This is a genomic window from Clostridium sp. chh4-2 (genome assembly GCF_002899675.1).
Lineage (GTDB): Bacteria > Bacillota > Clostridia > Lachnospirales > Lachnospiraceae > CHH4-2.
The window spans coordinates 49,744-63,085 of the sequence record NZ_PKUU01000020.1; the positions used below are offsets into that span (position 1 = coordinate 49,744).

At 46.2% G+C, this 13,342-nt stretch carries 10 protein-coding genes; 9 read left to right on the forward strand and 1 reads right to left on the reverse strand.

Annotated features, from left to right (window positions below):
- Nucleotides 1–82: 82 nt before the first annotated feature.
- A complete protein-coding gene (locus C0033_RS19120) occupies nucleotides 83–1,405 on the reverse strand; it encodes an MATE family efflux transporter (protein WP_103229501.1) in 1,323 nt (440 codons plus the stop codon).
- Between the two features lie 309 nt (nucleotides 1,406–1,714).
- Between C0033_RS19120 and C0033_RS19125 the strand changes: the two genes are divergently transcribed.
- The 9 genes from C0033_RS19125 to C0033_RS19165 all read left to right on the forward strand — a co-directional run bounded on the left by C0033_RS19125 (nucleotide 1,715) and on the right by C0033_RS19165 (nucleotide 13,167).
- Nucleotides 1,715–4,378, forward strand: a complete 2,664-nt coding sequence (locus C0033_RS19125) for a DEAD/DEAH box helicase (protein ID WP_103229502.1) — start codon at nucleotides 1,715–1,717, stop codon at nucleotides 4,376–4,378.
- Nucleotides 4,379–4,387: 9 nt separating this feature from the next.
- Nucleotides 4,388–6,424: an ATP-dependent helicase gene (locus C0033_RS19130; RefSeq protein ID WP_103229503.1), complete on the forward strand. Its 2,037-nt coding sequence runs from the start codon at nucleotides 4,388–4,390 to the stop codon at nucleotides 6,422–6,424.
- A 42-nt stretch (nucleotides 6,425–6,466) separates the two neighbouring features.
- Nucleotides 6,467–7,372: a YafY family protein gene (locus tag C0033_RS19135; protein ID WP_103229504.1), complete on the forward strand. Its 906-nt coding sequence runs from the start codon at nucleotides 6,467–6,469 to the stop codon at nucleotides 7,370–7,372.
- A gap of 60 nt (nucleotides 7,373–7,432) precedes the next feature.
- Nucleotides 7,433–7,888, forward strand: coding sequence for a GyrI-like domain-containing protein (locus C0033_RS19140; protein WP_103229505.1), 456 nt, complete (start codon nucleotides 7,433–7,435; stop codon nucleotides 7,886–7,888).
- Between the two features lie 271 nt (nucleotides 7,889–8,159).
- On the forward strand, nucleotides 8,160–8,537 hold the full coding sequence (locus C0033_RS19145) for a BlaI/MecI/CopY family transcriptional regulator (protein ID WP_103229506.1): 378 nt from the start codon (nucleotides 8,160–8,162) through the stop codon (nucleotides 8,535–8,537).
- Nucleotide 8,538: 1 nt separating this feature from the next.
- A complete protein-coding gene (locus C0033_RS19150; protein WP_103229507.1) occupies nucleotides 8,539–10,119 on the forward strand; it encodes a M56 family metallopeptidase in 1,581 nt (526 codons plus the stop codon).
- 102 nt (nucleotides 10,120–10,221) lie between these two features.
- Nucleotides 10,222–11,694, forward strand: coding sequence for an AraC family transcriptional regulator (locus tag C0033_RS19155; RefSeq protein ID WP_103229508.1), 1,473 nt, complete (start codon nucleotides 10,222–10,224; stop codon nucleotides 11,692–11,694).
- Between the two features lie 28 nt (nucleotides 11,695–11,722).
- Nucleotides 11,723–12,253 carry a transcriptional regulator gene (locus C0033_RS19160; protein ID WP_103229509.1) on the forward strand — a complete coding sequence of 177 codons (531 nt, stop codon included), beginning with the start codon at nucleotides 11,723–11,725 and terminating at the stop codon, nucleotides 12,251–12,253.
- Nucleotides 12,254–12,291: 38 nt separating this feature from the next.
- A complete protein-coding gene (locus tag C0033_RS19165) occupies nucleotides 12,292–13,167 on the forward strand; it encodes an InlB B-repeat-containing protein (protein WP_103229510.1) in 876 nt (291 codons plus the stop codon).
- Nucleotides 13,168–13,342: the final 175 nt, after the last annotated feature.

Sequence of the window (13,342 nt, forward strand, 5' to 3'; positions counted from 1 at the left end):
TTTATCATACGGCAAATGAGGGGGAAGATCAAGAAATACGGGGATTTTTACATAAAGGGTGAAGGCATTTTCGAAAATGCCTTCACCCTTTATGTAAATGATAATATAGGAATCCAACGAAATCAGCCAGAACCCATCCAATCGGCACCGCCGCCCATATCCCGACAACCCCAATAGACGGAATCGCCGATAACAGATAGGCCAGCGCCACTCTGGTGCCCAACGAGATAACTGTGAGAATTACGGACATTTCCGGTTTGCGTATTGCCCGGTAAAGTCCGTACAGCAGAAACAGGCAGCCGATTCCACAGTAAAATGCTCCTTCAATCCGCAGATATTGGACGCCGACTGCCAGTATCTCTGTTTCCTGGGGCTGTATGAAGATCAGCAGAAGATCTTTTGCGAATATCCATACGATTGATGAAATGGCCAGGCAGAACAGGACAGAAGTTATGACTGCGCTTTTGATTCCTTTTTTAATCCGGTCATGTTTTCCTGCGCCGTAGTTTTGGGCGATGAAGGTGGAAAAGGCATTTCCGAAGTCTTGGACCGGCATGTAGGCGAAGGAGTCGATTTTAACGGCGGCGGCAAATGCGGCCATGACAGCTGCGCCGAAGCTGTTTACCAATCCCTGAACCATCAGAATTCCGAAATTCATCACTGACTGCTGGATGCAGGTTAGAAAGGAGAATCCGGCGATTTCCGACATAACGCTGCGGTTGAATTTCATGTGGCTTTTATTTATGCGGAATTCAGGCATTTTTAAAAGTGTGTATAAAAAGATTCCGATTCCTGATACGAACTGGGATATTACGGTGGCAGCGCCGGCTCCCGCTACTCCCCAGCCAAATTTTAGGACGAATATCAGGTCCAGCAGTATGTTCAGCACAGCCGATATGCCCAGAAATACCAGTGGAATGAAGGAATTTCCTACCGACCGGAGAAGGCAGGAAAAATAGTTGTATAAGAATACGGCTATGATGCCGTAGAATATGATCCACAGGTATGTCCTCATCAGATCATAGATTTCCACGGGAACACAGAGCAGGCGCATGATTGGGTCTATGAATATAAATACGGCGATATTTAGGACCAGCGCGGTTATTCCAATGAGTATAAAGGAGAGGAAGATGCTGTTTTTGAGAACGGCTTCATTTTTTTCTCCATAACGCAGGGAGAAAACAGCGCCGCTCCCCATGCAGAGTCCCAGAAGAATGGAGGTGAGAAATGTCATCAGCGTGTATGCGGCTCCTACTGCGGCCAGAGCCTGAACGCCGAGGTAGCGTCCTACAATTAAAGTGTCCGCGATGTTGTAAAATTGCTGAAGCAGGTTTCCGGCTATCATGGGGAGGGCGAACCGCAGCATGGTGCCTGCGATTGGCCCTGTGGTTAGGTCTTTTTGCATGTTTAAAATTGTCCTTTTTAAATAGTTAGAGGCGATTTCGCATGTATTTTTTGCTTGTAATTGTTAGAGTACTGAATAATTATAATATTTGAAATTAAATACCTGGGCAATTATATCATATACATTTGGGAATTTACAGATGAAATTGAGAGAGATTGAGGATTTTGTTTTTTACACGAAGGGTGAAGGCTTTTCTGAAAATGCCTTCACCCTTTTACTTCAATCCTCAAAGCATTTTCCGAAATGCCTTCACCCTTTATGTAAAAAATATAGTATAATCAAAATTATCAACCCTCAGGAGCGATTACTATGGATATCAAAGATCTTATCATATACAAAAAAACAATCCCATCAAGACCCGCGGAATACACCCCCTACCCCCAATCCCTGTCCTCGGAACTGGTCTCTTACCTCACCCAGGCAGGTCTTTCCGGCTTATATTCCCACCAGGCCCTTATGTTCGAAGAGGCCATGCAGGGCAAAAACCTGGTAATAACCACTTCCACAGCCAGCGGCAAGACCCTCAGTTTTCTTCTCCCCGTATTGCAGGAGATTTTGTCAAATCCGCTTTCCAGGGCCATCTTCATCTACCCGACAAAGGCTTTGGCAAGCGACCAATACAGAGCCCTTATCCCCTATATAGAATATTTTGGAGAAAACAGAATCTCAGCCGGAGTTTACGACGGCGATACCCCGGTCAGTGAAAGAAGCAGGATCAGGAAAAATGCAAATATCATTCTCACAAACCCTGAGATGATCAACGGCGCATTTCTCCCCAACCACAGCAAATACGGTTTTGATTTTATCTTTTCAAACCTGAAATACGTTGTAATTGACGAGCTTCACACGTACAGAGGCGCATTTGGCTCCCATCTGGCTAATGTGTTCCGCAGATTAGGGCGGGTATGCAGGTATTATCATTCAACGCCCCAGTATCTTTGCAGTTCCGCCACCATTGCCAATCCGGTGGAGTTGGCGGAGGAGATATTCGGGAGGAAGTTTGTCAGGATTGACCGGGACGGTTCTCCGGCGGCGGAGCGGAGCTATGCATTTGTCCAGCCGCCCAAGATCATGGGAAAAGACAGGCGGTATTACGGACAGGTGCAGGCGGCTGCGGTGGCTGCGGACATGATTCCTGATCTGGTGGAAAACAATCACAGCTTTATCGCATTTACCAAGTCCAGGAGGAATGTGGAGGTGGTTTTAAAAGAGGCCAGGGATAAGCTGGAGACGGAAAGCTTTTTCGGTCAGTCCATGGGCGGACGGATATCGGGATACCGGGGAGGCTATACGCCATTGGAGCGCAAGGAAATCGAACGGAAAATGATATCCGGCGAATTGAGCGGCCTTGTGTCCACCAATGCGTTGGAGCTGGGAATCGATATTGGAAAGATCGACACCACCATGCTTGTGGGATACCCGGGAACAAGGGCCTCTTTTTGGCAGCAGACCGGACGGGCGGGGCGGAATCAGAGAAGGTGTACCAATTATCTGATTCTGGAAAATCTGCCGTTTGACCAGTATATTGCGGTCAATCCGGACTGGCTTTTTGATGGGGAAAGTGAAAGCGCGGTTATAGATAAGAATAATCTGCTGATCGAATTGGCTCATATACGGGCGGCAGCTGCGGAAATTCCGCTGACTTTGGATGATATCGCCGTATTTCCCGATTTGGGAGAGACGATTCCTGTGCTGATCCGGGCGAAGGAATTGAACGGGCAGAACGGAAGGTTTGCGTGGTCGGGAAGCCCGTTTCCGGCCGGGGATTTCAGCCTGAGAAATATAGATAAGGCCAGATATAAGCTGATCAATCAGGAAAATGACAGGGAAATTACGGAAATGGACGAGATGCAGGCGTTTCGCGAGCTTCACCGCGGGGCGGTCTATATGCATGACGGGAATCAGTATCAGGTATTGAAGCTGGATTTGGAGTGTAAGACCGCATTTGCAATTCCATTTAAAGGGAATTATTATACCATGCCCGGCGGGATGACGGATATCCGGGTGATTAAAGAGCAGAAGAGCTTGGATTATAAACGGGTAAAGGCTTCATTTGGCGATGTAAATGTTAATGACATGGTTTATATGTTTAAAAAGCTTCAGTTCCACAATCATCAGAATCTGGGATTTGAACAGCTGGAACGGCCGCTTGCCAAGGCATTTGATACGGAGAGCAGCTGGATTCGCATTCCCGAGAACGTGACCCGTGTATACAGAAGTCTGCTCCAGGAAAGCCCTAATGGGGGGACGGTTCGGAATAACCATTTTGAAGGATTGTGCTATGCCATTAAAAATGCGGCTATGATGGCGACGATGACGGAGCAGGAGGATATCGGAACGGCCATGTCACAGAATGCGGTGAACCTGGCGGAGGGCGGAAATTATGAAGCCCAGGTATTCATTTATGATAAATATATCGGCGGCCTGGGGTATGCGGAGAAAATATTTGACCTTTTGCCTCAGATCATACAGAATGCAGTTCAGATGGTTGGCGGGTGCCGGTGCGAAAAGGGATGTGCGGCGTGTATCGGGGATTTCAGGCTGGATAAATCGGTGGTTTTGTGGGGACTTCAGAATCTGTTGGAAGAATCGGAAGCGCCGAAGAATATAAAATTGGCGGAATATGCGCCGTCCACATTTATTAAAAAGCCGTTTCAGTTCCGGGAACTGAAGGAACGGTGGAAGGAATTCTGTGCATACCTTCAGGAAAACGGTGAGAATTATGCGGCATTTTTAAGCACGGTTCAGGAAGTGGAAACAGAGGGAAAAACGCTGACGCTGATTCTGGACAGCCCATTTTATAAAGAATGGATTGCAGAGGAAACCAATAGACAAAGTCTGATTAATATAGTTGCTTTCTATACGGACGCGCCCAATGGGGTGAGGCTGGAAACCAGGCTGAAGGAAGAGTTGGAGGATAAATCGGACGTGAAGGATAAACTGCAGAAACGGTATGAAAATCTTATGGAATAGGAGATTTTGATGGATTATGAGAAAGAATTGGAACGGCTGAATCCATACCAGAAGGAGGCCGTTCTGGATGAAAGCGAAGCCTGTGTGGTCAATGCCAACGTGGGAAGCGGAAAAACTACGGTGCTGATTGCCAAAATTCTGTATCTCCATTATGCCAGGCAGATCGATTACAGCTCTATGGTCGTGCTGACATTTACCAACAAGGCGGCAAATGAGATCAGAGAACGGCTGCTGATTGTGGATAAATGCATTCGTTTAGAGGAATTATGTGGATTCGGAACATTTCACAGCGTGGCTCTTGGGCTGCTCAGAAGCAGCCTGCCGGTGGAAGAGCTGGGATATACGAAAGAATTTCAGGTCATTGAACCGGATGAAGAACTGGACCTGGCGATGGAGCTGATTCATCGGGAAAATTTGAAGATAAAATATAAAAACCGGCTGAAAAAGCGGTTGGAGCAGGCGATGTCCGTTCAGGATGAGGAAAAAAAGGTATCCAGATATGGGGATGATTTGTTTACATTGGCGGCGCTTTTGAAAGAAGAGAAGATAAAGCAGGATAAGATGAGCTTTTTTGACCTTTTGTTTTATACAACCTTGCTTTTGGACAAAAGCCGGTCCAAATTCCAATGGATCATTATCGATGAGGTGCAGGACAGCGACGGAATGCAGATGGCATTTATCGATAAGCTGATGGGAGGAGGCGCCAGGCTATTTGCGGTGGGCGATCCCAATCAGGTGATCTACAGCTGGCGGGGGAGTGTTTTTAATGTATTTTATACGCTGAAAAAGAGGTATCAGGCCAGAGAACTGTCGCTTCCGATCAATTACCGTTCCAGCACTTCTATCCTGGAGGCGGCCAGATGCTTTTTGCAGAACGGGGCGGATCTGACGGGAATCCGGGAACAGGGAAGTAAAATCGTGGTGAAGCGGCAGTATGATCCGTTCAGCGAAGCCTGTTATCTGGCTGGAAGGATTGGAGAACTTCATAAAAACGGCGTTTTATATAAGGAGATCGCCATCTTTTACCGGCTTCAGAACCAGTCTCAGATTTTGGAAGAGGTGTTTCAGAGGGAAGGAATACCGTTTGAGGTGTCCTTGAAAAAAACAGTTCACGATATCCCGGTGCTCAACTGGGTGATGAAGGTATTCCGCTATTCGCTAAATCCAAATGATACGGCATCGGGAATATATGCTGTCAGCAATAAAGAGTATGGGGCTCATGTTACGGTGAAGGAAGCCGGGAAGATGATCCGGGAAAAGGAAGCAGGCCGCTGTGAGCTGCTTCAAAAAATGATGGAATTTCAATCGGAATGCAGGGAGTGCAGGGATGTCGGGACAGTTTATGATTATTTTGAATTTGACCGGTACATACATCCCACTTCCTCCTCTTACGGGGAGGATCGGGAATCCATATGGGCGCTGATCGGGATTATACTGGAATATGCCGGGGAGAAAGAGTTGGATTTTCTGGATGGAATGAGGGATTTTATTAATTCTTCTGCGCTTTACGGTGTGAATATTCTTCAAAAAGAGATTAATAGCGATGCAGATTCGGTGAAACTGATGACGCTCCATGCGTCAAAGGGGTTGGAATTTTCTCATGTATTCATCGTCGGGGTCAACTATGGTTTGATACCGCTGCGGACGAAGGGGATGGAAGAGGAGGAAGAACGAAGGCTGTTTTTTGTGGGGATCACCAGGGCAAAGGATCAATTGGAACTGTCCTATTACATCAATCCCGGCTATAACCGGGTGGAACCGGAGGCCAGTTCCTATATCCGCATGATCCCGCCCTATTTGGTTCAGAATGATGAGGCAGGGGATGAGGAACCGGTAAATCTTCAGGAATTAAAGCGGCAGATACAGGCGTTAAAGGATGAAAAAAGGGATGAGGCGGAGCAGGAAAGCCCTGTGATCCGCGTCAGACATAAGAAATACGGCATCGGAACGGTTATCCGGGAGGATGATATGATGGTTGAAGTGGAATTTGAGGGTTATGGTGCAAAGGAATTTATGAAATGTTTCAGTGAACTGGAATATTTATAAGCTTTTTAGAATAAAGCCAAATGAGATGAGGGAGAAATCGTTATGAAAATAGACCGTTTAATTGGAATACTGGCAATTCTTTTGCAGCAGGATAAGGTTACCGCCCCCTATTTGGCAGAGAAGTTCGAAGTATCCAGGAGGACGATCAACCGGGATATCGAGGCCATTTGCAAGGCGGGAATCCCCCTTGTCACCACTCAGGGGCAGAACGGAGGAATATCCATAATGGACGGTTACCGGGTTGACCGCACGCTGCTGACTTCTTCCGACATGAAGGCCATACTGGCGGGGCTCAGGAGCTTGGACAGCGTGTGCGGCACCAATCGGTACCAGCAGCTGATGGAGAAATTCTCCGCAGGAAATTCCAATCTGCTGATATCCGGCGGGCACATCGCCATCGATCTTTCTTCCTGGTATAAGTCGTCCCTGTCCCCGAAGATCGAACTGATACAGTCGGCCATTGAAGGGAACAGGAAGATCGGATTTAATTATTATTCCCCTAAGGGGGAGAGCAGGAGGGAGATCGAGCCGTATCTTTTGGTGTTTCAATGGTCTTCCTGGTATGTTTGGGGATACTGCGGGGATAAGAAGGATTACCGGATGTTTAAGCTGAACCGGATGTTGGAGCTTGTTTGCACAGGAGAGATGTTTGAAGCCAGAGAATTGCCGGAATTTAAAATAGAGAACGATAACATTTTTAGGGGAAGCTTAGAAGTGACCGCATTATTTGAGCCTGAGTTTAAATGGAGGCTGATTGAGGAGTACGGGCCGGACAGTTTTGAGGAACAGGCGGACGGGAAACTCTTGTTCCGGTTCTGGTTTATGGATAAAGAAAGCACCTTTGGATGGCTTTTGAGCTTTGGAAATCATGTCGAACTGATTTCTCCTGCCGAACTCAGAGATGAGATGGGGAAAATCGTAAAAGAGATTGCAAAGAAGTATGAATGATGACAGATAGATGTCGTGTTTTAAATGGTATGATCTACTAAAAGAAAAGAGGAAGATCATATGACTTATGAAATCGTAGAATTAGAAGAAAAAACAGTGGTTGGCCTGTCGGCCAGAACGAATAACAGCGATTCCGATATGGGAAGCGTAATTGGCGGAATGTGGGAGAGATTCTACGGCGCGGGCATCTATGAAGCCATTAAAAATAAAAGCACCGGCAAATCCCTTGGAATCTATACGGACTATGAAGGCGATGAAAAATCAGATTATACCGCTCTTGTGGCCTGTGAAGTGACTCAGGCGGACGCGGCGCCGGAAGGAACTGTGGTGAGAACAATACCGGCCGGGAAATATGCGAAGTTTGTGGTAAAAGGCCATGTACAGAAGGCTGTTATGGAATTTTGGCAGGAGCTGTGGAGCATGGATCTGCCACGTTCATTTAGAAGCGATTTTGAGGAATATCAGGACGGGGATATGGAACATGCGGAAATTCATATTTATATTGGTCTCGTTTAGAATAATTAACGGAATGCCAGATTTATCACACCGGACGCTCTTTTGAGCGTCTTTTTTTATTTCATAGGATAGTTCGTCCTATGAAATAAAAAACGCTCCGCGAGGTTCGCACTGCGTATCGCATAGAATGCGGCGGTGAGGCGGAATGTCGCTGAAGAGACCCGCCGCAGGCGGAGAATCCCGCTTGCGGGATTCTTTATCTTGACATTTATTTAAGACAGTTGTATTATATAAATAAGGCAAATGTCTTAAATGACGAAGGAGTGATAGTATGGAGAAGATAAAAAAGCTGCCGGACGCGGAGTTTGACATCATGAAAGTGGTATGGGACAATGAACCGCCTGTGACGACGGCGATGGTGATGGAATGGTTGGGGAAAGAAAAGGAGTGGAAGATACAGACGGTGGTTTCTCTTATGCTGAGGCTTGTGGAGCGAGGGTTTCTCCGCTCTGAAAAGCACGGAAAAGAGCGCACCTATTATCCGCTTATCGGCAAGGAAGAATATCTGAAGTTTGAGACGGGCAATTTTATGAAGCAGTATCACAACAACTCGCTTTTTAATCTGATCAATACTCTTTATGATGACAAAGCTCTGACGGACAATGATATTGACCAGTTGTTAAAATGGGCGAAAGAACGGAGGGATTAGTATGCAGGGCTTTATGGTTAAGCTGCTGATATGCTCTGCCAGCATGTCGGCGCTTGCGCTCTTTTATATGGCGGCAGCTCCATTTTTGGGAAAACGATATTCCGCTATGGGCCGCTATTATTCATGGCTTGTCATTGTGGCCGGGCTGATTATTCCGTTCCGTCCCCAATTCAGCAATGCCATTGTCAAAGTCAATGTGACCGGCAATGGGGCGGCTCCGGTAATTAAAATGGGAAATGGAATGCATGCCGCCGTTTACGCCCCGGCTGTAAATGTAGTTCCCTCTGCGGTGCCAAATCCGGCTTGGTGGCAGATTGCAGCGGCGGTATGGATCGCGGGAACGGTTGTATTTCTGGCCTATCATGTGATCAGACATTACCGTTTTTTGAAGATGACGGAGCGCTGGAGTGAAGATATCACCGATGAACAGATGCTGCGGCAGTTCCAAAACCTGAAAAATCAAATGGGTTTGTCTAAAAATATAGGCCTGAAGTTCTGTGACAGCATAGGAAGCCCCATGATGATGGGGATTAAAAGTCCCCGTATATTGCTGCCGAAAACCGGATTTACAAAAGAAGAACTTCATTTTATCCTGAAGCACGAGCTTATTCATTATAAACGGAAGGATCTTTGGTATAAATGCCTGGTGCTGGCTGCGACCGCTGTCCACTGGTTTAATCCTGTCGTTTATCTGATGGCAAAAGCGATTGACAATGAATGTGAATTGTCCTGCGACGAGGGCGTTGTGCGCGGTTTGGACGCGGACGAACGATTGTATTACAGTGAAACGGTTCTGAATGCAGTCAGGTACCAATCGAAACTGAAAACAGCTTTATCAACTAATTTTTATGGAGGCAGGAAAGGTATGAAAAAAAGAATTTTTTCAATTATGGACAGGAATAAAAAGAAAGCCGGAGCTGTGGTTCTTTGCGGGATTTTATTGCTTACGCTGGGGACGGGAGCTGCTTTTGCGGCAGGCGAGGATAGCGGTAATTCGCCGGAGATTATTAGAGAAAAGATCGTTACTTCGGTTTCATTTCGCCCTGATCCCGATATCTATGCTGCATATGCACCTTTTGGAATTACCGTGTCTGAGGATGGAGCAAAGCTGCTTTATGAGGGCCAGCCGGTGCGGCTGTTTGCGGATGATAAATCGGATGAAGAGGCTTTTTACCTGGATGAGTCCGGAACTGTGAATCTATCGGCGGTCAGGAACGCTGCCGGAACGATTACGGGGGTTGAAAGCATTACTGCCCAAAAGGCAAAGGAATATCAAGACGCTTTTTTTGGAGAGGAACAGAACGCTGCGGCCGCTGTTCAGGAGAAAAAAGGGGAAGGAGCCAACAAATATGACAAATACCGGACATTGGGCATTACTTATTCTGCGGCGGATGAGGTGATGTATTTCAACGGGCAGAAGGTGAAAGTGTTCGTTGACCGGTATGCGGAAGGAGCATTTGAGGCGCTGTGGACAGACGAGTCCGGAACGGCAAATCTGTCGGTGGTTCGGGATAAGTCGGGCAAGATTACGGGAATTGAAAGCATGTCGGATGAAAATGCACAGAAGTACCTGTATCAATAAGCATCTTCCTTTCTCATGACAACAGTGAGCATTTTCTGACATGACAAATAGAAATTAAAATTGTATGATAAATTAAAATAACAGGATGATAAAGGTGGAAACATGGAATGGTTACAGCGCATTAATCAATCAATCCGCTATATGGAAGATCATTTAATGGATGAGTTAAGCGTTGAGGATGTTTCGAATCAGGTATTTTCTTCAAAATATAATTTTCAACGGGTGTTTCATTTAGTAACAGGGGTGACGGTTGGCGAATATATCCGTAACCGCCGGTTAAGTTTAGCGGGACGTGATCTGCTGCTTGCGGACAGCAGGATTGTGGATATCGCAATGAAGTATCATTATGAGACTTCAGAAAGCTTTTCAAAAGCATTTTCCCGTTTTCATGGAATTTCACCTTCTGATGTTAAGACGTCAGGCGCCAGGCTTAAATTTTTCTATCCTCTTGTCATCAATATTTCGATTGCGGGCGGATTCAATATGGCTCATAAGCTGACCGACGGTTTTTGCTGGAGCGATATTGAAGAACATAATGGCAAGGCGCCGGCAGATTCGGAAAAATATCAAAGAATCGTCAGCTGGGCGGGGAAAGCAAGAGGGCGGAATCCGGGAGTTTTTGATGAATTGACAGAATGGCTGCTGGATGATTCCGAGTGGAGCGATGATAAACTCATTGATAATGAGCAAATTCTGATGCAGGGCATATTAGCCCGGTTTAAGGAACAGAATGCGCGGCTGCGGGAGTACCTGGTGGAATTGAAGCCGTCAGGAGAAGTGAATGAAGCGGTATTTAAAGCCCTGGACAAGTTTGATGATGCATTGGCGGGAAAGGCTGACGATAAGGAGCTGGAAGCTATGGCGGCTCAAATGTTTGCGGACTTTTCCGTCATGAGAGACCGCCGTGTAAGAGAGCGGATTGCGGGCAGTAAAACAGGCCCCACAGGTACCGATCATGTGGATCTCTACGGATATATCAATTATCTCAAGGATTCTGATGCTGAGGTACAGTGGGCGCTGTTTATGCCTGATAAGGTGAAACATCAGCAAAATGGTTTCAAAGTGGAACATTTTGAATATAGAAAAATGTCTGCGGTGCGTTTTATCGGACGTGAAGCAGAAAATCCGCCGGATGCGGCCGGCCGTAAGGCGCTTTTTCATACGCTGGACGCCATGAATGATTACAAATCAGGATTTGACTATGATGTTTTATTGAGCCACCATTACGGACTGTGTATAGACATTGGCCCGTGTCATAACTTCTGGGGAAGGTTTATGAAGGCAGAAACTCCTGTGCCGGATGGATTGATCTGCTTCGACTTTGTGCCGTATAATAATAAAAAGGCCGGATTGCCTTATATTTCGCAATATGCATTTGCGGTCTTTTCCGGCGATCTTGAGTCAATGCATAAATGCGAGGGATATGACTGCAGCGCCATGTATGATATAACCAGAAATATAATGCTGGGGCAGGGCGTGACCATTCCATATCCGGATAAATATTGGACGGCGGAAGTTTTTACAGACGGTTGGGAAAAATACAGCACTGCTTATATGTTTAGCGCAGAATTGTAAGTATTCAGGTCAAGGAGGAATTTATCGTATGCAGTCGGTCAGAATTATAGAAATACCGAAAATGAAGGCGGTTTTTTCGGGCCCGCTTTCTTCAAAAGAGAAATTTGAGAAGTTTGTTGAGTGGTTCAGCACCTATCACGCATCCCTGGAATGTGAATTATTTCCCAGAGATTTTATGTGGTATAATGAGAGACTTAACGTGCAGGAATGGTTTTATGCTCTGCCTGCAAATGCGGATTTGTCATCGGTGATTGATTTTGAAATCGTTGATTTACCGTCGGGGCTTTATGCGGCTGCCTCTTGTTTGAACGCCGATCTTGATGCTGCAAAAGACTGGCTGAGCACCAGAGAAGAAATCATTAATTGGGTTAATGCAAGTGATAAATTTGATTTATACGTTAATGGAGAGGGGAAAGAGGAACGGTATCCCATGTTTCACATCGTATCTCCCGGACGGATGATTGATATGGGCGTTTCGATTGAAGATTTATATGTTCCGATTGAGGTGAAAAAGGGCGGGTATTGTGTGCGGGACACAGATTGTACAACTTTGGCATAAACTATAGTGTACTATATAATTTGGATAGGAGAAAGTTAATGTATAACTATAGTTGTAATGATCCTTGTTGTCCTGCATGCAGCCAATGTATGCCAACATGCTGTTGTGATCCCTGCCGGATATGCCGCCCCTGCCCGCCTTGCCCGCCGGAGCCGTCATACTTTGCAGTTATTTACGATGCTAATGGAGGAAGCGGCGGTTTAGCAGATGTTAATCTGTCGCAGGGGGCAGCCTATACGATAAAGAGCTCTGAAGAGGTCGGGATATCATGGACGGGGCATATCTTCCTCAGCTGGAATGCCAGCCCTGACGGTAAAGGAACATCCTATCGGCCCGGCGACGTGATCACTGTTACTCACAGCCTGACACTCTATGCCCAGTGGTTAACAGCCCCCGTTGAAACAGCTGATGTCATCTATGATCCCAACGGGGGAATCGGTGGTCTGACGGATTACGGTATTCCTGTGGGGAGCAGCTATACGCTCAGGTCTGCGGTTGATGTAAATATGTATAGAACGGGGTATACCTTCCTTGGCTGGAACACACAGCCGGATGGAAGCGGTACTTTCTATCAGCCTGGTGAAGTTGCCACGATCAGGGGGAACCAGACATTTTATGCTATATGGCAGAGAAATACTTTTACTGTGACGTATCATCCGGGTATCGGAGGTATGGGATCGCTTCATATGGATACGGTTGCGGAAGGTGACAGTTATACCATTTTAAGTGACGTTACGGTAGGGTTTACCCGTTTGAATTATGAATTTGCGGGGTGGAATACCGCTATAGACGGAACCGGAACCTTGTATTCTTCCGGAGATGTTATGAATATTACGAAGGATACTACCCTATATGCGCAGTGGAGACCGGTGGCGGAGGAGGATGTATTTTACAGAAATGACCTGGTGATTTAATGTAAAGGGTGAAGGCATTTTCAGAAATGCCTTCACCTTTTATGTAAAATTGGGTATTGACTTTTGAAAAATCATATGGCAAAATAACCGGGTAACGCGCAGTGTATACCACGTAAGTCCAGTAGGTGTGCTACTGCACTTTTTTTATCAATAAGTTAGCAATAACTAACTTCAA

Excerpts from the sequence above, each read along its gene's own strand:
- C0033_RS19120 (WP_103229501.1), bottom strand. The coding sequence starts at position 1,405 with ATGCAAAAAGACCTAACCACAGGGCCAATCGCAGGCACCATGCTGCGG.
- C0033_RS19125 (WP_103229502.1), top strand. The coding sequence starts at position 1,715 with ATGGATATCAAAGATCTTATCATATACAAAAAAACAATCCCATCAAGA.
- C0033_RS19130 (WP_103229503.1), top strand. The coding sequence starts at position 4,388 with ATGGATTATGAGAAAGAATTGGAACGGCTGAATCCATACCAGAAGGAG.
- C0033_RS19135 (WP_103229504.1), top strand. The coding sequence starts at position 6,467 with ATGAAAATAGACCGTTTAATTGGAATACTGGCAATTCTTTTGCAGCAG.
- C0033_RS19140 (WP_103229505.1), top strand. The coding sequence starts at position 7,433 with ATGACTTATGAAATCGTAGAATTAGAAGAAAAAACAGTGGTTGGCCTG.
- C0033_RS19145 (WP_103229506.1), top strand. The coding sequence starts at position 8,160 with ATGGAGAAGATAAAAAAGCTGCCGGACGCGGAGTTTGACATCATGAAA.
- C0033_RS19150 (WP_103229507.1), top strand. The coding sequence starts at position 8,539 with ATGCAGGGCTTTATGGTTAAGCTGCTGATATGCTCTGCCAGCATGTCG.
- C0033_RS19155 (WP_103229508.1), top strand. The coding sequence starts at position 10,222 with ATGGAATGGTTACAGCGCATTAATCAATCAATCCGCTATATGGAAGAT.
- C0033_RS19160 (WP_103229509.1), top strand. The coding sequence starts at position 11,723 with ATGCAGTCGGTCAGAATTATAGAAATACCGAAAATGAAGGCGGTTTTT.
- C0033_RS19165 (WP_103229510.1), top strand. The coding sequence starts at position 12,292 with ATGTATAACTATAGTTGTAATGATCCTTGTTGTCCTGCATGCAGCCAA.